The sequence below is a fragment of the Agreia sp. Leaf335 genome (assembly GCF_001423605.1).
In the GTDB taxonomy this organism is placed as follows: Bacteria; Actinomycetota; Actinomycetes; order Actinomycetales; family Microbacteriaceae; genus Agreia.
The window spans coordinates 487224-509175 of sequence record NZ_LMOQ01000001.1 but is presented as its reverse complement, the minus strand read 5'-3'; the positions used below and the strand labels follow the sequence as shown (position 1 = coordinate 509175).

Sequence of the window (21952 nt, the reverse complement as noted above, 5' to 3'; positions counted from 1 at the left end):
GGGGGCCGGCGTCAGACGCGGAGGAAGACTGCCTGTCGACAGTTACTCCCTCGTAACGGGGCATCGCTGTGATAGCCCCGGTCGTTTTCACGACCTTTGTTGACGGAGCGAACATATCCCACGATCTCGGCGTGCGTCTACGCAAAACCTCGATGTTGATCTCGAAGCGACGTCGGCGCGTCTCCATGTGACCGTTCACACTCCCGAAAATCAGCGCCGCGGCGTATTAGTTTGCGGAGATAACAATTCGATCTCGGAGAAAACGACCGCCGCGCATCTGGCCCACGGGGATCGAAACTGATATGTTTTCGACAGCAACAATTCACCAACGACGTTGAAAGACGGGTATCCACCATGGCTCTCGAGCCCACACGCGATGACAAGTTCTCCTTCGGCCTCTGGACCATCGGCTACAACGGAGCCGATCCGTTCGGCGGCCCCACCCGGGCCCCCCTCGACGTGGTCGAGGCCGTGCACAAGCTCAACGAGCTCGGCGCCTACGGCCTGACGTTCCACGACGACGACCTGTTCGCCTTCGGTTCCACCGACGCCGAGCGCCAGACGCAGATCGACCGCCTCAAGCAGGCGCTGGCCGACACCGGCGTGATCGTTCCGATGGTCACCACCAACCTGTTCTCCGCCCCCGTGTTCAAAGACGGCGGCTTCACCTCGAACGACCGCGCTGTTCGCCGCTTCGCCCTGCGCAAGGTGCTGCGCAACATCGACCTCGCCGCCGAGCTCGGCGCGAAGACGTTCGTCATGTGGGGCGGCCGCGAGGGCGCCGAGTACGACTCGGCGAAAGACATCCGCCAGGCCCTCGAGCGCTACCGCGAGGCAGTCAACATGCTCGGCGACTACGTCACCGACAAGGGCTACGACATCCGCTTCGCGATCGAGCCCAAGCCGAACGAACCGCGCGGCGACATCCTGCTGCCGACGCTCGGCCACGCTCTCGCGTTCATCAACACGCTCGAACGCCCCGAACTCGTGGGAGTGAACCCCGAGGTCGGTCACGAGCAGATGGCCGGGCTGAACTTCGCCGCCGGCATCGCCCAGGCCCTCTACCAGGGCAAGCTCTACCACATCGATCTCAACGGCCAGCGGGGCATCAAGTACGACCAGGACCTCGTGTTCGGTCACGGCGACCTGCAGAACGCGTTCGCTCTCGTCGACCTGCTCGAGAACGGCGGCCCGAACGGCGGACCTGCCTATGACGGCCCGCGTCACTTCGACTACAAGCCCTCACGCACCGAAGACATCACCGGTGTCTGGGATTCCGCCGCCGCGAACATGCGCACCTACCTGCTGCTCAAGGAGCGCGCGGCCGCGTTCCGCGCCGACCCCGAGGTGCAGGAGCAGCTTGCCGCGTCGCGCGTTCTCGAGTTGTCGCAGAACACGCTCGGCGACGGCGAGAGCTACGACGACCTGCTCGCCGACCGCAGTGCCTATGAGGAGTTCGACGCCGACGCGTACTTCAACGGCAAGGGCTTCGGCTTCGTGCGTCTGCAGCAGCTCGCGCTCGAGCACCTGCTGGGAGCTCGCGGCTAACAGCCCGTTCATCCGTTCGTAATTCAGGAGGAGACGCTCACCGTCGACACTATGTCCTCGGTGAGCGTCTCCTCCTGAATAAGAAAACAACAAGGAATCAGCCATCATGCCCCTCGTCGCCGGCGTCGACTCGTCCACCCAGAGCTGCAAGGTCGTCATCCGTGACGCCGAGACCGGTGCGCTCAAGAGAATGGGCCGCGCGCCGCATCCGGAGGGCACCGAGGTCGACCCGGCAGCCTGGTGGCAGGCCCTGCGCCAGGCGCTCACCGCGGCCGGAGGCCTCGACGACGTGGCGGCGCTGGCCGTGGGCGGCCAGCAGCACGGCATGGTCGCTCTGGATGCCGACGGCCGGGTCATCCGCGACGCCCTGCTCTGGAACGACACCCGCTCGGCGCCCGCCGCCTCCGCACTGATCGCGGAGTTCGGAGCGGCGGACCTGGCGCGACGCACGGGGAGCGTTCCCGTGGCCTCGTTCACCATCACCAAGCTCCGCTGGCTGCGCGATGCCGAGCCGCAGAACGCCGAGCGCGTCGCCGCCGTGGCCCTCCCCCACGACTGGCTGACCTGGCGCCTTCGCGGCTTCGGCCCCACCGGCGACGACACCAGCCCGCTCGGCCCGGTGCTCTCCGAGCTCACCACCGACCGCTCCGATGCCAGCGGAACCGGCTACTTCGACTCGGTCTCCGGCGAATACGACCGCGAACTCCTCGTGGCAGCCCTGGGCCACGATTGCATCCTCCCCCGCGTCCTCGGCCCCGCCGAGTCGCCCGGAACGACTCCGTCGGGCGTCGTTCTCGGCGCGGGCGCCGGCGACAACGCGGGCGCCGCACTCGGACTCGGCGCACGCGCCGGCGACGTGGTCGTCTCGATCGGCACGAGCGGCACGGTCTTCGCCGTGACCGAGACCCCGATCAACGACACCACGGGCACCGTCGCCGGCTTCGCCGACGCGAGCGGCCTGTCGCTGCCGCTGGTCGCCACCCTCAATGCCGCGCGCATCCTGGATGCGACAGCGCGACTTCTCGGCGTCACCCACGACGAACTCGGCACCCTCGCGCTCGCCGCGGAGCCCGGCTCGAAAGGGCTCGTGCTGCAGCCGTACTTCGAGGGCGAACGCACCCCCAACCTGCCCGACGCCACCGCCACACTCTTCGGCATGACGCTCGCGTCGACCACGCGCGAAGGACTCGCACGCGCCGCGATAGAGGGTCTGCTCTGCGGTCTGGCCGACGGCGTCGCGGCGGTCACCGCTCTCGGCGTGCAGGCGGAGAGACTGCTCATCATCGGCGGAGCCGCCCTGAACCCGGCCGTGCAGGCGATCGCCGCCCAGGTCTTCGAGCTGCCCGTGAGCATCCCGACGCCCGGCGAGTACGTGGCCGACGGCGCCGCGACCCAGGCCGCCTGGGCTCTATCGGGCACGCGTCCGTCGTGGAGGGTCGCCACGGTCGCGACCCCGGCTCCTGACTACCGCCCGATCATCCGGGAGCAGTACGCGGCTCACGCGGTCTGAGCCGGCCCGTTAACCACCGCGACGGATGCTGCCGGGTGACCGGCAGCATCCGTCGCTTCGTGTGTCAGCGGGCGCTAGATCGCCTGCGCCAGGCGGTAGTACGCCGCGTTCCAGCGCACCTCTTTCGCGAACTCGCGCAGCTCGGTGTTCTCGTCGATGACGAGAAGCTCGGTCTTCGCGATCTCGGCGAAGTCCTGGAACACCTCGAGCCCCAGCGCGGTCGACATGACCGTGTGGTGCGCCGCACCGGCCGTCAGCCAGGCTGCGGCCGAGGTCTGGAAGTTGGGCTCGGGCTTCCACACGGCGCGGCCGACGGGAAGCTTCGGCAGCGGAGCGGTGGGCTGCACGACCTCGACCACGTTGGCGACGAGGCGGAAGCGGTCGCGCATGTCGGAGAGTGCGACGACGACGGCGGGGCCGGAGTCGGCGGTGAAGACCAGGCGCACCGGGTCGTCTTTTCCACCGATGCCGAGCGCGTGGATCTCGAGCGTGGGCTTCGTGGTCGTGAGCGCCGGGCTGACCTCGAGCATGTGGGCGCCCAGGATGAGCTCCGCGCCGGGAGTCATGTCGTAGGTGTAGTCCTCCATGAGGCTGGCGCCGCCGGGCAGGCCCGCGCCCATCACGTTGGCGGCGCGCACGAGAACGGCCGTCTTCCAGTCGCCCTCGGCGCCGAAGCCGTAGCCCTCGGCCATGAGGCGCTGAACCGCGAGGCCCGGGAGCTGCTTGAGTCCGCCGAGGTCTTCGAAGCTCGTCGTGAATGCCGAGAATCCGCCGGCCTCGAGGAAGGAGCGCAGGCCCAGCTCGATGCGAGCGCCGTCGCGCAGCGACTCGTGACGCTCGCCACCCTTGCGCAGTTCGGGCACGACGTCGTAAAGCTCTTCGTACTCCGCCACGAGAGCGTCGACATCGGCGTCGCTCTGCGCATCCACGGCCTCGACCAGCTCGTTGACGCCCCAGGTGTTGACCTGAACGCCGAACCGCAGCTCGGCCTCGGTCTTGTCGCCCTCGGTGACCGCGACGTAGCGCATGTTGTCACCGAAGCGGGCGAGCTTCATCTCGTGCGTCGCCGCCCATCCTGCAGCCGCGCGGCTCCAGTCGGAGATCTGCTTCTGCACGCTCGGGTCGGTGACGTGGCCGACGACCGTCTTGCGTGCGACGCCCAGGCGGGCCTGGATGTAGCCGAACTCGCGGTCGCCGTGGGCAGCCTGGTTGAGGTTCATGAAGTCGAAGTCGATCTCGCCCCAGGGCAGCTCGACGTTGGCCTGCGTGTGCAGGTGCAGCAGGGGCTTCCGCAGCAGGTCGAGACCCGTGATCCACATCTTGGCGGGCGAGAAGGTGTGCATCCAGGCGGTGACGCCGATGACCTTGTCGTTCGCGTTCACCTCGAGGGCCATGCGACGGATCGCGTCGGAATCGGTCAGAACCGGCTTCCACACGATGCGCACCGGGATGCCCGTGGACGCCTCGAGGGTGTCGGCGATCGTCTTCGACTGCTCGGCTACCTGGCGGAGGGTCTCTTCTCCGTAGAGTCCCTGGCTGCCGGTGAGGAACCAGATCTCGTAGTCGTCGAGAGAGGTGCGGAGTGTGCTCATGCGAGGGATCCTTCGGGGTTCTGTCCGTAGACGTTCTGGTAGCGGTCGAAGAGCGAGTCGATCGCGGGCTCGGGAATCTCGACCGGTGCGCCGAGCTGGCGGGAGATGTGCACGGTGCGGGCGACGTCTTCGACCATGACGGCGGCCTTGACGGCGTCGCGGGCGTCTTTGCCGATCGTGAACGGTCCGTGGCTCTTCATGAGCACGGCGCGCGAGCGGTGGCCCTTGAGCGTCTCGACGATGCCGCGACCGATCGAGTCGTCGCCGATGATCGCGAACGGGCCGATCGGAATCTCTCCGCCGAATTCGTCGGCCATGGCCGTGATGACGCACGGGATCGGCTCGGCGCGGGCGGCCCAGGCGACCGCGTAGGTGGAGTGCGTGTGCACCACTCCCCCGACCTCGGGCATGTGCCGATACACGTAGGCGTGCGCGGCCGTGTCGCTGGAGGGCGAGCGGTCAGAACCGGGTGTGCCCGGGATGACGGTGCCGTCGAGATCGCAGAGGATCATGTTCTCGGGCGTGAGCTCGTCGTAGTCGACGCCGGATGGCTTGATCACGAACAGGTCGGCACCCGGAACGCGGCCGGAGATGTTTCCGCCGGTCCAGATCACGAGTCCGTAGCGCACCAGCTCGCCGTGCAGCCGCGCGACGTCGCCGCGAACGCGGGCGATCGCATCCTGGATCTCGGGCGAGAAGTCGATCACTGAGTCGCTCACGCGAGGGCCTTCTTTCGTGCGGTCTTGAGCCGCTTCATCACATCGTTGGCGCCGCGACCGAAGTAGTCGTGCAGCTCGGAGTAGTCGGCGTAGAGCGCGTCGTAGGCATCGGCGTTAGCCTCGTTCGGCACGTAGACGGCCACATCGAGGCGGCCCATGGCGTCGCTGGCGGCGAGCACGTCGGGGTACGCGCCGGCCGCGACCGCCGCGTGGATCGCGGAACCGAGCGCGGGGCCCTGCGTGCTCGCGAGCACAGAGATCGGCATGCGCAGGATGTCGCTGTACGTCTGCATGAGGAACGCGTTCTTGATCAGGCCGCCGGCCGCGATGAACTCGGTCACCTCGACACCCGACTCGTTGAACGTCTCGATGATCTTGCGCGTTCCGAAGGCGGTCGACTCGAGCAGGGCGCGGTAGATCTCTTCTGCGCGGGTCGCGAGCGTCTGCCCGACGAGCAGCCCGGAGAGCTCGGTGTCGACGAGAACGGAACGGTTGCCGTTGTTCCAGTCGAGGGCGAGCAGCCCGTGGCCACCGACCGGCTGGTGCTCGCTCAGCTCGGTCAGATACTGGTGGATGCTGATGCCGCGTGCATCGGCCGCCTCACGATAGTGGGCGGGAACCTGGTTCTCGACGTACCAGGCGAAGATGTCACCGACGCCGGACTGGCCGGCCTCGTAGCCGTAGAGGCCCGAGACGATGCCGCCGTCGACGACACCGCACATTCCGGGTACCTCTTTGAGGATGTCGGAGTTCATGACGTGGCAGGTCGACGTACCCATGATGGCGACCATCTGTCCCGGCTTAACGGCGCGCGCGGCGGGAGCGGTCACGTGGGCGTCGACGTTGCCGACGGCCACGGCGATGCCCTCCGGCAGGCCCGTCCATGCTGCGGCTTCGGCGGAGAGCCGACCCGCGGCATCCCCGAGCTGGCCGATGCGGTGCTCGACCTTGCCGGTGGCGAAGTCGGCGAAGTCGGGATTCAGCGCGGCGAGGAAGTCGGACGACGGGTACTCGCCGTCCTGCCAGATTCCCTTGTAGCCGGCGGTGCAGGCGTTGCGCACGTACTCACCGGTGAGCTGCCAGACGATCCAGTCGGCGGCCTCGACCCAGTGGTCCATGCGGTTGTACAGCTCGGGGTCTTCTTCGAGCAGCTGCAGGCCCTTGGCGAACTCCCACTCGCTCGAGATGAGTCCGCCGTAGCGGGGAAGCCAGGACTCACCGCGCTCCTCGGCCACCCGGTTGATGCGGTCGGCCTGAGGCTGCGCCGCGTGGTGCTTCCAGAGCTTCACGTACGCGTGCGGACGGTCGGCGTATTCGGGCAGCTCGTTGAGCGGCGTGCCGTCTGCGATCGTCGGAACCATCGTGCAGGCCGTGAAGTCGGTGCCCACTCCGATGACCTTCGACGGGTCGATGCCCGCCTCGGCAAGGGCCGCGGGAACCGTGCGCTTCAGCACGTCGACATAGTCGCTCGGCACCTGCAGGGCCCACTCGGGCGGCAGGGCGGCACCGGATGCCGCGAGCGTGCGATCCATGACCGCGTGCGGGTATTCGAGAACACCGCTGCCCAGTTCGGCGCCGTCGCTGACGCGCACGACGACGGCACGACCGGAGAGGGTTCCGTAGTCGATGCCGACGACGTAGCGTTCGTCGTCGTTCGTGTCGGCAGTACTCATCGGGGGAACTCCTTCGTTCGTTCTCACGCGGTGGATCCGGCGAATGTGACCGTTCACATTGCCGTGTTCATGTTACCCGAGCGTCGCGGCGGAATGTCAAGCGCGGCGTCCGCGCCGACCCGGTGCATCCGCGCCTGGTCGACCAGGGGCGGATGCACCGAAGAGGCGCGGATGCTCAGCGCGAGCGGGGCGGAGCGGTCGACGACCGCACGATCAGATCGGGCACGAGGGCGCGCTCCTCTGCGGGGGCACTGCGGATCGCGGCGAGCAACAGGCCGATGCAGCGCCGCCCGAACTCGTCGAAGTCCTGCCGCACCGTCGTGAGCGGTGGCCAGAAGTGCGCGGCCTCGGGAATGTCGTCGAAACCGACGACGCTGACGTCACCCGGAACATCCAGCCCGGCGTCGCGCAGCGCGTGCAGCAGGCCGAGGGCCATCTGGTCGTTGGAGGAGAACACGGCCGTCGGTCCGCCATCGCGGGCGATCGTCTGCCCGGCGGCGTAGCCGGATTCCGGGGTCCAGTCGCCGACGAGCGGCTCGACCCGGGGCAGCCCCGCGGCCTCGAGTTCCGCATGGAATCCCACGATGCGCGCCTCCGCCTCGATCCAGTCCAACGGACCGGCCAGATGCTGGATGCGCGTGTGCCCGAGGTCGATCAGATGCCTCGTCGCGCGCCTCGCGCCCGTGATCTGGTCGACCGAGAGCGCATGGTCACCCTGTCGACCCGTGGACTGCATCGTGACGAAGGGCAGGTCGAGCCCGAGCGACACCAGGGCGTCGAAGACCCTCACCTGCGGCGCGATCACCACGAGCCCCTCGATTCCGAGGTCGAGCAGGTGGGTGAGCGCGGCCTCGATCTCGCCGACGTCGGAGCCGTCGACGTTGACCGTGTTCACGAAATAGCCCTCGGCACGGGCCGCTCGCTCGATGGCACGGATGCTCGAGGCCGGCCCGTACTGGGCGCTCGACGCCGAGAGCACCCCGAGGGTCGCCGAACGCGAGGTCACGAGCGCCCGTGCGGCCCGATTGGGGCGGTAGTTCAGTTCGCCCATGACGGCGAGCACACGCTCGCGGGTCTCGGGCCGGATGCTCGGGTGGGCGTTCAGCACACGCGACACCGTCTGGTGCGACACCCCCGCAAGACGGGCGACATCGCGGATGCTGGGGGCCCGCCCGGATGCCTGCGGCTGGGTCACGCGGCCCTGCGCAGGGCGTGCGCCATCCACCACCACACGAGAGAGCCGGCAACGGCATAGAAGGCGACCGAGACGATCGCTCCGATGATCGAGACGGCGACGACCACGCCCGCACTGGCCATGCCATCATCGGTCGGCGTTCCGCTCGCGGCGAGGGCGCCGAACATGATCGAGAAGAGCGGACCGGCGACCGGCGAGATCACCGACGAAGAGATGAGCCCGAGTCCGAGCAGGATGCCCGTCGCGCTCCAGGTGACGCCCCACGGCCTGGCCGCACCGGATTCCGCGAAGATGGCTTTGCCGATCCAGATTCCGGCCCAGGTGACGAAGCCGCCCGCGACCAGGACGACCACGATCACGACCCAGAAGATCCAGGCGTCGGCAGGATCGTAGCCGAGCCACTCGAGGACCGACTCGACCGGCCCTCTGTTGTCGAACTTCGGTCCCGCCGACCCGGACGATCTGACCAGGACAAGAACGAATTGCCAGATGACGCCGAACAGGATGACGAAACCGGCCGCCGAGACGATGCCGAGTCCGGCGGTCAAGACCGTGTTCGAGATCGCTCCGGCCCGGAACGCCCGCTTGCGCTCGTCGTTCGACAGCGGAGGTCGGACGACACGCTGATTCGGGTACGAGAAGGCGGGGGGCTGGCTCAGCTGGCTCACGCGGACTCCTGTCTCAGGCTGTGTCGCCAGGATACCGGCTGGCCGCGAGCGCACGTCGACCCGTCTCGCAGTCGGGCCGAAGCGTGGCGACAGAGATGTGGCAACAGGTGTTTAATGAGGCATCATGACGTTATGGGACTTTTCGGATTCGTGCCGATCGACCCCGCTCTCCTGACGTGACGAAGACCGGGGGCGCACCCAGAACGATGTCGGCGTGGAGCACGTCGATGCTGTTGCAGTGCGCGGCATTCGGCGCGGTCACGGCCGTGATCATCGTGGCGATGAGCCCGCTCACCTCGTCGGTCGCGCTCGCCTCACCCATCGCCTACTCGGTGATCGGCTCGGTCTCGTCGCTCGTTCCCCTCGCGGCCGCGCGCTGGATCCGGGCGCCGGGCTCTCTGCTGCTCACGGCCCTCATCGCGAGCCTCCTGGCACTGCCCTTCACCGCGCTCGGTTTCTTGATCGTGATCGCCCTCGGCGTGCCCGCCTTGACCGCCGAATTCGTTCTGCTGGCCGGCCGCTTCTACATCCGGGCGAGGGAGCCGATCTGGTACCTCGCCGCCGGCGCGCTGGCCCTCGTGCTCTTCGCCATCTCTCTGCTCGTCATCGACCCCGCGGTGATGTCGGTGTGGGTCGTCATCTTCACCTTCATCGGGCGGATGCTCTCGGTTCTGCTGCTCGCGGTCGTCGCCGTGCGCATCGAGCGGGCTCTGTCGAGGGCCGGCATCCGCAGGCGTTATCGCGGGCGGGGTAGCTCGTGACCGTCTGGGGCGCTCCCCGGCTTCCGCCGAACCTCGTCGCGCGACCCGGACTCGTCTCCATCATCGAATCCGCCGCACCCCTCGTGATCGTGCACGGCCCGGCCGGAGCGGGAAAGACATCGCTTCTGGCCGAATGGGCCGCGAACACCCCGCAGCGCGGCATCTGGGTGCAGCTGGAATCGGCCGACACCTCCGGCCCGGCCGCGGTGTCGCTCGTCGCCGCCGAGCTGTCGGCGGCCGGCATGCTGCTCGAGACGAACCCCCTGCGCATGGCCGACGCGGCGCTGGTCGGCGGCACCGACGAGTGGTCTCTGCTGCGGCGCGGACTGCAAGCGCTGGGCGACGACGTCGCGCTGGTCGTCGATCGCGCCGATCTGCTGAGCGCCGAGGCGCTCGCCTTTCTCCTGGCGGTCCTTCCTCGCGTGCCCCGTCTGCGCCTCGTGCTGTCGGCTCGGCGCATCGCCGTCGTCGATGCATCGGGGCCCGTCCTCGCCGCCGAGCGCGCCGTGATCGGGTGGCGCGAACTCGCGTTCTCGCGAGACGAGGCCCGTGCCGTCCTCGGCCCCGACGAGTCCGAAGACCTCGTCGACGAGGTTCTGCGCTGGGGTGGCTCGCCCCTGCTCACGCGGGCCGTCGCGGCGGCCGCACCCCAGGCATCCGGTGCCGCCGCGCGCGTCGCGCGCGCCGTCGACACCTACGAGAGCTATCTGTGGGCCAACGCGGGCTCGTCCGAATCCGCCCCGGCCGACGACGAGTACCGCTCGTTTCTGCTGGCGATCTCGATCGCCGACGTGCTCACCGAATCGCTGGCGCACGACCTGTCGGGTTCGCCCGACGCTGCTCGCCTTCTCGCCCGCGCAGAGCAAGACGGGCTGGGACTGTGGCACGGAGACGCCAGAGACAGGGTCTTCACCCTGACGCCACTGCTTCGCGAGTCGTTCCAGCAAGAGTTGATCCGTGCCGATCGAGGCTCGCTCAGAGGGCTGCGTCGTCAGGTGGCGCAGTGGTCGCACGATCACGGTCGCCCCTACGAGGCGCTCGAGTTCGCGGTGCACGCACGAGACCTCACCCTCGCATCGACGTTCGTGCGGGACTCGTCCTTTCTCCTGCTCCGCAATCATCCGACGCAGGTCGTCGAGCTCTTTGCGAAGACACCCCTGCTCGCGCTCAGGCAGTACCCGCTGCTCGCGATGCTGCTCGCGCTCATCTTCAACGCGCGAAAGCAGCACCGGCTCCGGGCGATCGAGCTGTTCGGCCTGGCTATCGCCTCCTCGCGCATTCAGGGCGATCGGGCCGATCCTCCCGACAGGGCGCTCTTTCGCACAATCGAGAGCGCCTCGCTGAGAGTCCTCGGCTCGTTCGAGGCATCGCTGACGGCCGCGGAGGCCGCCTACGAGACGCTCACCGTCATGAGTCTGGAGGATCGAGCGCTGCTCGGTCGGCTGGTGCCCGTGCTCTTCACCCACATCGGCACGAGCTTCTTCTACAACGGCCGTATGGACAAGGCGATGGACTGCTTCCGCCGGAGCGCGTCGATCGGCGAGGCCGAGAACCTCCCCGCGGGTCTCGAGGGGCTGGCGCTCGAAGCCGGCGCCGCCGCCATCACGGGCGACCTCGTGACCGCCGAGGAGCGGGCAGCAGAGGGCGAGCGACGAACGTGGCCCGACGGCTGGACCACCGGTTACGCGGGGAGCTTCTCGCAGATCGCGCGGGCCTTCATCGCTCTGGAACGCTTCGATGACGAGACCGCGCACACCCACGTGCGGTCGCTCGACAAGCACCGGCCCACCATCGAGCACTGGCCGATCCTCGCGCACCTGGATGCTCTCATCGCGCTGTTCCGCGGAGACATCGATCGCGCCCTTCTCGACTTCGAGCGCGAGGTCGAGACGCATCTCAACCGGTCGGCACTCGGCCCCTTCACCGCGGCCCGGCTCCGGGCGACTCGATCGCTGCTGTATCTGTCGGCGGGCGACGCGGATGCCGCCGAGCAGGCACTCTCGGTACAGGGCAAGCGCGGCCGACGAGATACCGTGGCCCTGGCGCGGATCTCGCTGGCCCGCGGCAACCCCGATGCGACCCTCGAGCTGCTCGAGCGCACCTCCCCCGCAGACGATCAGACTCCGCGTGTCGAGGCCGAGGTGCTGGTTCTGCGCGCGGCTGCCCTCGTCGCGACCGGACGCGCCGAAGGATCCGCGGCCACCCTGCGAGCCGTGGCCTTTCTGCGACACAACCACCAGGGCCTCGCGTTCGCGCTCATCCCCGAACAGATTCAGCAGGCGATGCTGAACGAACTGAACGGGGTCGATTCCGCCCTCGAGGCCGCGCCGTCGCTCATCCCCATCGCCCCGACGCGCATTCCCCTGACCTCTCGCGAGGAGGCGGTCGCCGAGCAACTGGTGCGCCTGGCGTCGGCCTCCGACATCGCTGCGGCTCTCGTGGTCTCGCCCAACACCGTCAAGTCTCAGCTCAGGTCGCTCTATCGCAAACTCGGCGTGACGAACAGAGCCGATGCCATCGCCGCCCTCAGCGCTCGGCGCCACCCGCGTTAGGGCGCCGAGACAGCCCGGGGTGCTGGATCGAGCCTTGACAGGTGACCAAAGAGTCACATAACGTCGGCCTATGGATGAGGTGTTCCGGGCCCTGGCCGACCCTACGCGCAGAGCGATCCTCGACGCGCTCTTTCTCGACGACGGCCAGTCGCTGGGTGCGCTCGAAGCGCGATTCGACATGAGCCGCTTCGGCGTCATGAAGCACCTGGGCATTCTGGAGGAGGCGGGACTCGTGATCACTCGACGACGAGGCCGCGAGAAGCTGCACTTCCTCAACCCCGTGCCCATCCGGCTCGTGCACGACCGGTGGACGAGCAAGTACGCGGAACCCTGGGTCACTGCGCTCGGCGACCTCAAGACAGAACTGGAGAGAACCATGGAGAAAGTATTCGAGATCTACATCCGCACCACTCCCGAGCGCCTCTGGCAGGCGATCACCGATACGCAGATCCGCAGCATCTACAGCTTCGGCAACCGCATCGAGTCGGACTTCACCGAGGGGTCGAGCTACGTGCAGACCAACCCCCACGCGAACGCCCCCCTCGGAGACGGGGTGAACCTGGTCGTCGACCCTCCGCGCAGGCTGGTGCAATCGATGCACGCCCGGTGGAGCGACGAGGTCGAGGCCGAGGGCACCACGCGCATCACGTGGGAGATCGAGCAGGTCGGAGACTCCTGTCGGCTCGTCGTCACCCATGACGAGTTGCGCGACGGCGCCAACGATCAGCTCTACGGCGGCTGGCCGATGATCCTCTCCGGCCTCAAGACCTACCTCGAGACCGGCGAGAAGCTCACCACCCCGGGATCGCTCATGTACTCCTGATCAGGCGACGCGGCCGAGAGCCTGGTCGAGGTCGGCGATGAGGTCGTTCACGTCCTCGATGCCGATCGACAGCCTGACCAGGCCCTGGCCGATGCCGAGCCGCTCGCGCAGCTCCTCGCTGAATGAGATGTGCGTCGTGGTCGCGGGGTGCAGGGCCATCGACCTCACATCGCCGATGTTCGTCATGCGGCTGATCACGCGCAGTCCGTCGAGGAAGGCCCGGGCGCCGGCCGCTCCCCCGCGCACGGTCACGGCGAAGACCGATCCAGTGCGACCGCCGTACAGCCGCTGAGCCAGCTCGTGCGCGGGATTCGATTCGAGCCCGGCGAAGTCGACGCTCTCGACCTTCGGGTGCTGCTCGAGCCACCGCGCGACGGTCACCGAGCTGTCGAGGTGCCGTTCCATGCGCAGCGACAGGGTCTCGATGCCCTGGTGCAGCAGGAACGAGTTGAACGGCGAGAGGGCCGGCCCGATGTCGTTGACCACGGCCTCGCGGGCGAGGCGCGCGTAGCCGGTGCGGCCGTAGCGCTCCAGCAGCGACAGTGCAGCGGAGCCCTGCGGCTCGGTCAGCAGCGGATAGCGCCGCTCGGACGCGGCCCAGTCGAAGGTGCCGCCATCGACGATCGCACCCGAGAGGCCGGCGCCGTGACCCGAGAGGAACTTCGTCGACGAGTGCACGACGACCGCGGCGCCGTATTCGATGGGCCGGATGACATAGGGCGACGCGATCGTGTTGTCGACGACCAACGGGATGCCGTGCCGGGCGGCCACCCGGGCGACCTGTTCGATGTCGACGATGTCGTTCTTGGGATTCGGAATGGTCTCGGTGAAGATCGCCTTGGTGTTCGGCTGGATGACCCGATCCCACTCGTCATCGTCGGCCGTGTTCCAGACGTAGTCGACGGAGACCCCGAATCGGGCGAAGCTGCGCCCGAAGAGCACCCGCGTTCCGCTGTAGATGCTCGCTGTCGACACGATGCGTTCGCCGTTCTCCGCGAGCGCGAGCAGGGCCGACGTGATGGCCGCCTGACCCGACGCTACCACGATCGCCTCCGAACCTCCTTCGAGCGAGGCGATGCGCCTCTCGGCCACGGCACCCGACGGATTGCGTTGACGCGAGTAGATGAGCCCGTCCGCGTCTCCCGAGAACCGGTTGCGGGCGTCGTCGAACGAGTCGAAGCGGTAGCCGGCGGTCATCGCGATGGGCGAGACGCGGGCTCCGGCGTTCAGATCCTCGTACTCGCCGGCGTGCACCTGGCGGGTGTCGAAGGCGTATCCCTGCCAGTCGTACTCGGGCTGCGCGACATCGGAGGGCTGGGTGGCGTCGGTCACAGGAGGCTGCTTTCTTTGAGGGCCGGGCTGAGACATCGGCGAACGGCCGCCGCCATCTCGATGACCGCCTGCTCGAGGATCGGTCTCGGCATGGCGAAGATGATGCGGGCATACCCCTCGTACCCTCGACCGCAGAGCGCACCGTCGGTCACGGTGACCCCGGCCTGCGTCCGAAAGAACTCCGCGACCGACCCCGGGATCTCGAGATCGGAGCAGTCGAGCCAGGCGATGTATGTCGCATCCGGAATCGTGTAGCGCACCTCGGGCAGGTGCTCGTCGAGGAGTTCTGCGAGCAGGCGCCGGTTGCCGTCGAGGTAGTCGACGACCTCGGTGAGCCACTCCCGACCCTCGGTGTAGGCCACGGTTGCGGCGATGACGCCCGGAGTCGCCGCCCCGTGCATGACCGCGAATCCGAAGGTCTGGTAGAGCTCTTCGTCGGCCGTGTTGGAGGTGATCAGCTGCGCGGTCTTGAGGCCGGGCAGGTTCCAGGCCTTGGATGCCGAGGTCGACGTGATCGTGTGCCTCGCCGTGGTCTCGCTCAGCGACGCGTAGGGAATATGGGTGACGCCCTCGTAGCGCAGCGGCGCGTGGATCTCATCGGCGAAGACTCGACCGTTGTGCCGGTCGACGATGGCCGCGATCGCCTCGAGTTCGTCGCGCGTCAGCACCGTTCCGGTGGGATTCTGCGGGTTGCAGAGGATGAGCGTGCGCGCCCCCGCGTGGAACGCCGCCTCGATGCCGGCGAGGTCGTGCTGCCAGCGACCGGTTCGGGCATCGGTCACTCCGGGAACCTCGAAGACTTCCCGGCCGAGGGTGGGGACGAAGCTGAGGAACGGCATGTATGCCGGGGTCGGGATGATGACGCCCGTACCGGCCGGAGAGAACTTGGTGATGGCGACTTCGAGCGCCGCCATGACGTCGGAGACGGCGTGCACGTTCTGCCACGGAAAGTCCCACCCGTACTCGTCGCGATGCCAGGCCGCGGTCGCCTTGCCCATCTCGTGCGAGGTGGCCGGCGCCAGGTAGCCCAGGTTGCCGTCGTCGATGGCCTGGTGCAGAGCGCGGGTCACCTGCGGCGCGGTTCCGAAGTCCATCTCGGCCACCCACGCTCCGATGGTTCCGGGGTGCAGGCTCCACTTGCGGCTCGACGGGATGCTCAGCTCGGCACGGGTGATGCGGTCGAAGGCGTGAGTCATGCAGCGATCGTACGGACTGCGTCGCGCTGCCCGCCTCTGCTTTACGTCATGTGTCATCGCCGCTCGGCTTCGTCGGAGCGCGCGCCTATCGTCGTCGCATGACCACCCCCACGCCCGTGCGCACCCTCGAACGCGATGGACACCTGGTTCTCGGGGCGATGGTGCGCACACTCGGTGCGTTCCCGTCTGGCTGGCGCTATCCGGGCGCTCACAAGAATCCGGCGAACGATCCGGCCGCGCTCAAGCGGCTGGCACGCACCGCAGAGAAGGCGGGGCTCGACTTCCTCTTTCTCGGCGACTGGCTCTCGTCGAGCTCAGACCTCGAATACACAGAGCCGTCACTGCTCGCCCGCATCGATCCGTTCAGCTCGGCGGCCTATCTCGCCGCCGTCACCAATCACATCGGCCTGATCGCCACGGCCAACACCGCGCATTCCGAGCCGTACGCGATCGCCCGGGCCGCGGCATCCATCGACCGGCTCTCGGGCGGTCGCTTCGGCCTCAACCTCACCGTCGGCACCGACCCGAGGGCGAGCGCCAATTTCGGCAGAACGGATGCCGCGGGCTCCGACGACAACCGCTTCGAGACCGGGGTCGAGTTCGTGCGGGTGCTGCGCGGCCTCTGGGACAGCTGGGACGACGACGCAGTGCTCGCCGACGCGAGGCGCGGAACTCTGGTGGATCACTCGCGGGTCGACCCGATCGATCATCAGGGTCGGCGCTTCAGCGTCGCGGGCCCGCTCAACGCGCTGCGCCCGGTACAGGGCCAGATTCCGGTGGTGCACGCGGGTGTCTCGACGCGCGCCCGCGAGTTCGCCGCCCAGCACGCGGACATCCACGTGGTCGCTCCGTCGAGCCTCGGCGACGCCGTCGAGTTCCACCGACAGGCCCAGCAGCGCGCGGTCGCGGCCGGCCGCGCACCCGGCGATGTCACGATCATCACGCCCATCCTGCCCATCGTCGGCGAGACCCGAGAGGCGGCGTTCGCGCTCTACGACCAGCTCGTCGAGCTCATGCCGCTCGACGACGGCGAAGCACAGCGCACTCCATCGCCTCCCCTCCCTCCGAACCGGTCCGCGGCGGCGCTCCTGCGCTCCGTAGGCCTTCCGCTTCTCGAGCGCTCCGTCGATGAGGCCGTCTCGATCGCGACGGCCGAGAGGTTCAACGCGGTCGGTCAGCGCCTGCTCGAGGTCGTGGAGTCGCGCGCGGGTCGCACGGTCGGGGGCGCGCGGCCCGTGACCTTCCGACACCTCATCGTGGCTCAGGCCGTGCCGGCGCCCATCGTCGTGGGATCGCCCACGGACATCGCGGACCATCTCGAGCGCTGGTTCCGCGCGGGCGCCACCGACGGGTTCGCGGTGCAGAGCGCATTTCTGCACGAGCAGTTCGACGCCTTCGCCCGCCTCGTCGTGCCCGAGCTGATCCGCCGCGGCCTCGTGAACGAGGGCTACGACGCGAAGACCCTGAGAGGCCACCTGCATCTCACAAAGCCCGCTCGCGAAGCACCGGTGACACCCGAGATCGCGCCGAACTGGGTGATCTGACGCATTGTCGCCCGGCAGCGCCTTTCGGGCGGCGTCAAGCTGCGTTACCTCGCGTTGCGTACGTGACGTCGTGTGTCGCGAGATGTCCGCAATGATCGGTCCCGGTTCGTAGCGTGTGGGCATGAGCACAGTGCAGTCAGAATCTGAAGCAGCCGTCGATGACACCGCCTTCGCCGCCGAATGGCAGGCGTGGCACGACGCCCACGAGACGAACCGGGCAGACCCGCACGGATTCCTCGCGGTCACGAGCCTCAACTGGCTCGACGAGACCCCGACGAGATACCGGGATGCCCCGGGCGAGTGGTCGACGTCGGACGCCGGACCCGTGGTCACCCTGGCCGAGGGCGAAGAGCTCGTGATCGACGGAGAGAAGGCCACCGGGCGGCACGCCTTCGGCGTCATCCCCGAGCGCGGCGGAGTCACCGTGAGCGCCGGAGACGCACAGTTCGAAGTCGCCAGACGCGGAGGAGCCGACATTCTGCGCCCGCGGCACCCGTCGCATCCGACGCTCGTCGACTACACGGGCACCCCGGTCTACCCGCCGAGCGCGCGCTGGAGGGTCGAGGGCGTCTTCGTGCCCTTCGACGAGCCGAAGCCGGTGACCGTCGGCTCCGTGGCAGAGGGCCTCGAGCACGTCTACGACTCCCCCGGAGTCGTCGAGTTCGAGCTGCGAGGCGAGACCTTCTCGCTCACCGCGTTCAACGGGCAGGCGCCCGGCTCCCTGTTCGTGCTGTTCACCAACGCCACGAGCGGGGTCACGACGTATGCCGCCAACCGCTCGCTGCAGATCGCCGCGCCGGATGCCTCCGGTCGGGTGACGATCGACTTCAACCGGGCGACGAATCTTCCGTGCGCCTACACCGAGTTCGCCACCTGCCCGCTGCCTCCCGCCGAGAACCGGCTGCCCATCGCCGTGGAGGCGGGCGAGAAGACTCCCTTGCATCCGAGCACGGGAACGGAAGGAGCACCGCGATGAGCCGCACACCCTTCCACCTCGGCATCGCCCTCGACGGGGCGGGCTGGCATCCCGCCGCCTGGCGCCTCGACGCCGCGCGCCCCGCGGCCCTGTTCGACGCCGACTACTGGCTCTCGCTCGTGGTCGAGGCTCAGGCCGGCGGCATAGACCTCGTGACCATCGAGGACTCCTTCGGTCTGCAGACGACGGGCTATGGCGCGTTCGAGCTGCGCGGCGACGAGGTGCGCGGCCGGCTCGACGCGCTGCTGCTCGCCAACACCATCGCGGCGCAGGTGCCCGGCATCGGCGTCGTGCCGACCGTGACCACCACGCACACCGAACCGTTCCACACCGCCACGGGCATCCAGACCCTCGACCATGTCTCAGAGGGCTGGGCCGGATGGCGGGTGCAGGTGTCGGGCCGCTCCCACGAGGCCGCCCACGTCGGTCGGCGCGTGACTCCCGCGCTCGACCCGGTTCGCGCCGCGGCCGGCACAGACGAGGAGCAGACCGCGCTCATCCGAGAGCTGTTCCGCGAGGCGGCCGACGCGATCGAGGTCGCCCGGCGGCTCTGGGACAGTTGGGAGGACGACGCGGTGATCCGCGACGTCGCGACGGGCCGCTTCATCGACCGCGAGCGCCTGCACTACGTCGACTTCGAGGGCGAGAGCTTCAGTGTGAAGGGGCCATCGATCGTGCCTCGCTCGCCACAGGGTCAGCCGCTCGTGTACGTGTTGGCCCACCAAAAGGTGCCCTACGAACTCACCGTCGCACAGGCCGACATCGTGGGCGTCACTCCGCACTCCGACGAGCACCTCGAGCAGATTCTGGGTGAACTGGGCGACGCGGAGCTGGCGATCGATCGTCGCGTCGACCAGCCGCTGCGCGTCTGGGGCGAGGCCGTGGTGCTCATCGAGGAGACGCGCGAGGCGGCCGCGGCAGCCCTCGCGACGCTCGACGAGCTGCACGGCTCGCCCTACGCATCCGACGCCGTGATTCTCGCCGACACGGCCGAGAACGTCGCGGCGCAGCTGCTGCGCTGGCAGCAGGCCGGCCTCTCTGGAGTGCGGCTGCGGCCCGCGCGCCTGCCGCTCGATCTCGAGCGCATCACCCGGAGTGTCGTGCCCGTGCTGCACGAGACGGGGGTGCTCGAGCGCCCGCAGTCCCCGACCACTCTCCGCGAGCGCCTGGGGTTCGCCCCCGCCGAGAACCGCTATGCGACAGCCCGCCCCGAGACCGCTGACCTGATCGAGAGCGCCAGCCGATGACCACCTCCTTGTCGAAGCCCACGAAGCAGATCCACCTCGCCGCCCACTTTCCCGGCGTGAACAACACCACGGTCTGGAGCGACGAGCGTTCGCGGAGCCAGATCGCCTTCTCGTCGTTCCGCCACTTCGCGCAGAACGCCGAGCGCGGCAAGTTCGACTTCCTGTTCCTCGCCGAGGGTCTGCGACTGCGCGAGACGCGCGGACTCATCCACGACCTCGACGTCGTCGGTCGCCCGAACACGCTCGCGATCCTCGCCGCGCTCGCCGGCGTCACGACGAACATCGGTCTGGTCGGCACCCTGAGCTCGACGTTCAACGACCCCTACGAACTCGCGCGGCAACTCTCCACTCTCGACCACCTCAGCGGAGGGCGCGCGGGCTGGAACATCGTGACCACCTCCGACGCGTTCCACGGTGCGAACTTTCGCCGCGGAAAATTCCTCGACCTCGCCGATCGCTACACGAGGGCGCAGGAGTTCTTCGACGTCTCGTCGCAGCTGTAGGACAGCTGGGCCGACGACGCGATCGTGGCAGACAAGGCATCCGGCGAGTTCGTGCGCACCTCTGGCCTCGGGCTCGTCGACCATCACGGCCCGCAGTTCGATGTGACCGGCTACGCGACTCTGCCGCCCAGCCCGCAGCGGCATCCGGTGATCGTTCAGGCGGGCGATTCGCCCGACGGCCGCGATTTCGCGACGAGCTCTGCCGACGTGATCTTCTCGAGGCACGCCGATTTCGAGGCCGGGCGCGCGTTCTACGACGATGTGAAGGGGCGATTGGATGCCGTGGGGCGCCCCCGCGATTCGCTCAAGATCCTGCCCGCAGCGACTTTCATACTCGGAGATACGCACCCCGAGGCGCTGGAGCGGTCGCGTGAGATCTCGAGACTGCAGGTGAGCCCGCAGACCGCCATCTCGTTTCTCGAGCAGGTGTGGAACACCGACCTCTCGGGCTACGACGTCGAGGGCCCGCTGCCCTCGATCGATCCCGTCGTCACGGCGGAGGGCGGCGCGAAGGGCCGAGCCCACGTGCACACCGACCCGGTCGCCACGGCGAACGCCTGGCGCGAACAGGCAGAGGCGTCGGGCTGGTCGATACGCGAGCTCGTGATCTCGTTCGCCGCGAAGCACACCTTCGTGGGAACACCGACCGTCGTCGCGGAGACCATCAACCGGCATGTGCAGGAGGACGCCTCCGACGGCTTCGTTATCGTGGGCAACACGAACCCGACCGGCCTCGACGACTTCGTCGACCGGGTGATCCCCGAACTGCAGGAGCGCGGCGTGTATCGCACCGACTACGACGAGGGCGCCACGCTGCACGAGACGCTCGGGCTGCCGGCCGTGCCTGCGCATTCGGCCTCGACGTCGGCTGGCGCAGGGTTGGTCTCGGCCTAGTGGTCACGCGAGCAGACGTCGTCGTGGTCGGCGGCGGAGCCATGGGTTCCGCCGCCGCCTGGCAGCTCGCCCGCCGGGGCCGCGAGGTGACGCTGCTCGAGCGCTTCGGCCCCGGGCACACCCAGGGCGCGTCGCACGGAGCGTCGCGCAACTTCAACCTCAGCTACGGCGACGACACCTACCTGTCGCTGCTGCGCGAAGCGCTGCCAGTGTGGCGCGAGCTCGAGGCCGAGTCGGGCGTCGCCGTTCTCGATCAGGTCGGGCTCGCTAACCACGGCGCGAATCCGGCCTTCGACGCGGTGGTATCGGCCTTGCCGGCGTACGGTTTCGACGCGTCGTTCCTCGCCCCGGAGGAGGCCGGCGAACGCTGGCCGGGCATCCGCTTCGATGGTCGAGTGCTGTTCACTCCACAGGCCGGCAGGCTCAATGCGGATGCCGCGGTGTCGGCCCTGCAGCGGGCCGCGGCCGCGCGCGGCGCCGTGGTGCGGCACCATTCTCGGGTCGTCGCCATCCGGGTCGTGTCACCCGATTCGGTGCTGGTCGAGGTGCAGCCGGTCGACGCGGTGAGCGGCGAGCCGGCGGGTTCTCGCGAGATGATCGACGCGAGGCGAGTGGTCGTGACGCTCGGAGCCTGGACGCAGAAGCTCCTCGGCTCGACGGTGGCCCTGCCGCGACTCGTCGTCACTCAGGAGCAGCCGGCCCATTTCGCGGTGCGCGACTCGTCGATCGCATGGCCGGGGTTCAACCACGCGCCCAGCCCTCTCGACCCGTCGTACGACTACTGGTACTCGCCCGTGTACGGCATGTTCACGCCGGGCCAGGGCGTGAAGGCCGGATGGCACGGCTCGGGCGCGGTCATCGATCCGGATGCGCGCACGTTCGCGGCGGAGCCGGCCCAGTTGGCGGCGCTTCAGCGCTACGCCCGGGAGTGGCTGCCGGGGGTCGACGCGGAATCGTTCGTGGAGATCAGCTGCACGTACACGACGAGCCCCGACTCGAACTTCGTCGTCGACTCGGCGGGTCCTCTGGTGATCGGCGCGGGCTTCTCGGGCCACGGGTTCAAGTTCACCCCGTCGATCGGCCGCATTCTGGCCGATCTCGTCGAGGACGTGGCGTCGGCGCCCGCCTTGTTCTCGCTGGCCGCGGCCCGCTGACCTCTAGGACCACGACGCATGCAAACGGGAGGAATTGCGCGCATCCAACTCACATACGGCGTCGA

Annotated in this window: 16 protein-coding genes and 1 pseudogene; 10 read left to right on the top strand and 7 right to left on the bottom strand. The window is 68.5% G+C overall.

Translation table 11 applies throughout. From position 1 onward, the window contains the following. Nucleotides 1–354: 354 nt before the first annotated feature. Together xylA and ASF79_RS02495 are read left to right on the top strand one after the other, a co-directional pair. The gene (gene xylA / locus ASF79_RS02500; protein ID WP_055851571.1) at nt 355–1548 is read left to right on the top strand and encodes a xylose isomerase; all 1194 of its coding nucleotides are present in this window, start codon (nt 355–357) and stop codon (nt 1546–1548) included. Nucleotides 1549–1654: 106 nt separating this feature from the next. Beyond that, nucleotides 1655–3058 (top strand): xylulokinase, encoded by a 1404-nt coding sequence (locus ASF79_RS02495; RefSeq protein ID WP_055851568.1) that lies wholly within the window; start codon nt 1655–1657, stop codon nt 3056–3058. A 74-nt stretch (nt 3059–3132) separates the two neighbouring features. On the opposite strand, the gene araA is transcribed toward ASF79_RS02495, so the two are convergent. The 5 genes from araA to ASF79_RS02470 all read right to left on the bottom strand — a co-directional run bounded on the left by araA (nt 3133) and on the right by ASF79_RS02470 (nt 8905). Next, nucleotides 3133–4650, bottom strand: coding sequence for an L-arabinose isomerase (gene araA, locus ASF79_RS02490; RefSeq protein WP_055775968.1), 1518 nt, complete (start codon nt 4648–4650; stop codon nt 3133–3135). Next, nucleotides 4647–5369, bottom strand: coding sequence for an L-ribulose-5-phosphate 4-epimerase (locus ASF79_RS02485; RefSeq protein ID WP_055851564.1), 723 nt, complete (start codon nt 5367–5369; stop codon nt 4647–4649). Before ASF79_RS02485 ends, araA begins: the two co-directional genes overlap by 4 nt. Further along, nucleotides 5366–7042: a ribulokinase gene (gene araB, locus ASF79_RS02480; protein ID WP_055851561.1), complete on the bottom strand. Its 1677-nt coding sequence runs from the start codon at nt 7040–7042 to the stop codon at nt 5366–5368. The genes ASF79_RS02485 and araB overlap by 4 nt, the downstream gene beginning before the upstream one ends. A 175-nt stretch (nt 7043–7217) precedes the next feature. Next, nucleotides 7218–8237 carry a LacI family DNA-binding transcriptional regulator gene (locus tag ASF79_RS02475; RefSeq protein WP_055851557.1) on the bottom strand — a complete coding sequence of 340 codons (1020 nt, stop codon included), beginning with the start codon at nt 8235–8237 and terminating at the stop codon, nt 7218–7220. Beyond that, on the bottom strand, nt 8234–8905 hold the full coding sequence (locus ASF79_RS02470) for a hypothetical protein (protein ID WP_055851554.1): 672 nt from the start codon (nt 8903–8905) through the stop codon (nt 8234–8236). The genes ASF79_RS02475 and ASF79_RS02470 overlap by 4 nt, the downstream gene beginning before the upstream one ends. A gap of 176 nt (nt 8906–9081) precedes the next feature. Here ASF79_RS02470 and ASF79_RS02465 point away from each other — a divergent pair, with 176 nt between their 5' ends. The 3 genes from ASF79_RS02465 (at nt 9082) to ASF79_RS02455 (ending at nt 13041) form a co-directional block, all read left to right on the top strand. After that, nucleotides 9082–9666 carry a hypothetical protein gene (locus tag ASF79_RS02465; protein WP_156366133.1) on the top strand — a complete coding sequence of 195 codons (585 nt, stop codon included), beginning with the start codon at nt 9082–9084 and terminating at the stop codon, nt 9664–9666. Next, nucleotides 9663–12218 carry a LuxR C-terminal-related transcriptional regulator gene (locus ASF79_RS02460; protein WP_055851548.1) on the top strand — a complete coding sequence of 852 codons (2556 nt, stop codon included), beginning with the start codon at nt 9663–9665 and terminating at the stop codon, nt 12216–12218. The genes ASF79_RS02465 and ASF79_RS02460 overlap by 4 nt, the downstream gene beginning before the upstream one ends. A gap of 70 nt (nt 12219–12288) precedes the next feature. Further along, nucleotides 12289–13041 carry an ArsR/SmtB family transcription factor gene (locus ASF79_RS02455; protein WP_055851546.1) on the top strand — a complete coding sequence of 251 codons (753 nt, stop codon included), beginning with the start codon at nt 12289–12291 and terminating at the stop codon, nt 13039–13041. Here ASF79_RS02455 and ASF79_RS02450 read toward each other — a convergent pair whose 3' ends face one another. Further along, nucleotides 13042–14373, bottom strand: coding sequence for an O-acetylhomoserine aminocarboxypropyltransferase/cysteine synthase family protein (locus ASF79_RS02450; protein WP_055851543.1), 1332 nt, complete (start codon nt 14371–14373; stop codon nt 13042–13044). It abuts the gene before it with no gap. Beyond that, nucleotides 14370–15569 carry a MalY/PatB family protein gene (locus tag ASF79_RS02445; protein ID WP_055851540.1) on the bottom strand — a complete coding sequence of 400 codons (1200 nt, stop codon included), beginning with the start codon at nt 15567–15569 and terminating at the stop codon, nt 14370–14372. The genes ASF79_RS02450 and ASF79_RS02445 overlap by 4 nt, the downstream gene beginning before the upstream one ends. Nucleotides 15570–15667: 98 nt before the next feature. Between ASF79_RS02445 and ASF79_RS02440 the strand changes: the two genes are divergently transcribed. The 5 genes and pseudogenes from ASF79_RS02440 to ASF79_RS02420 all read left to right on the top strand — a co-directional run bounded on the left by ASF79_RS02440 (nt 15668) and on the right by ASF79_RS02420 (nt 21887). Next, the gene (locus ASF79_RS02440) at nt 15668–17113 is read left to right on the top strand and encodes an NtaA/DmoA family FMN-dependent monooxygenase (protein ID WP_055853027.1); all 1446 of its coding nucleotides are present in this window, start codon (nt 15668–15670) and stop codon (nt 17111–17113) included. Between the two features lie 121 nt (nt 17114–17234). Then, nucleotides 17235–18089: a DUF1684 domain-containing protein gene (locus tag ASF79_RS02435; RefSeq protein WP_055851537.1), complete on the top strand. Its 855-nt coding sequence runs from the start codon at nt 17235–17237 to the stop codon at nt 18087–18089. After that, nucleotides 18086–19336, top strand: a complete 1251-nt coding sequence (locus ASF79_RS02430) for an LLM class flavin-dependent oxidoreductase (protein WP_055851535.1) — start codon at nt 18086–18088, stop codon at nt 19334–19336. The genes ASF79_RS02435 and ASF79_RS02430 overlap by 4 nt, the downstream gene beginning before the upstream one ends. Beyond that, nucleotides 19333–20733 (top strand): annotated as a pseudogene (locus tag ASF79_RS02425) (NtaA/DmoA family FMN-dependent monooxygenase). The gene ASF79_RS02430 and the pseudogene ASF79_RS02425 overlap by 4 nt, the downstream one beginning before the upstream one ends. Further along, nucleotides 20733–21887 (top strand): FAD-dependent oxidoreductase, encoded by a 1155-nt coding sequence (locus tag ASF79_RS02420; protein WP_082495642.1) that lies wholly within the window; start codon nt 20733–20735, stop codon nt 21885–21887. The pseudogene ASF79_RS02425 and the gene ASF79_RS02420 overlap by 1 nt, the downstream one beginning before the upstream one ends. The last annotated feature ends 65 nt before the right edge of the window (nt 21888–21952 follow it).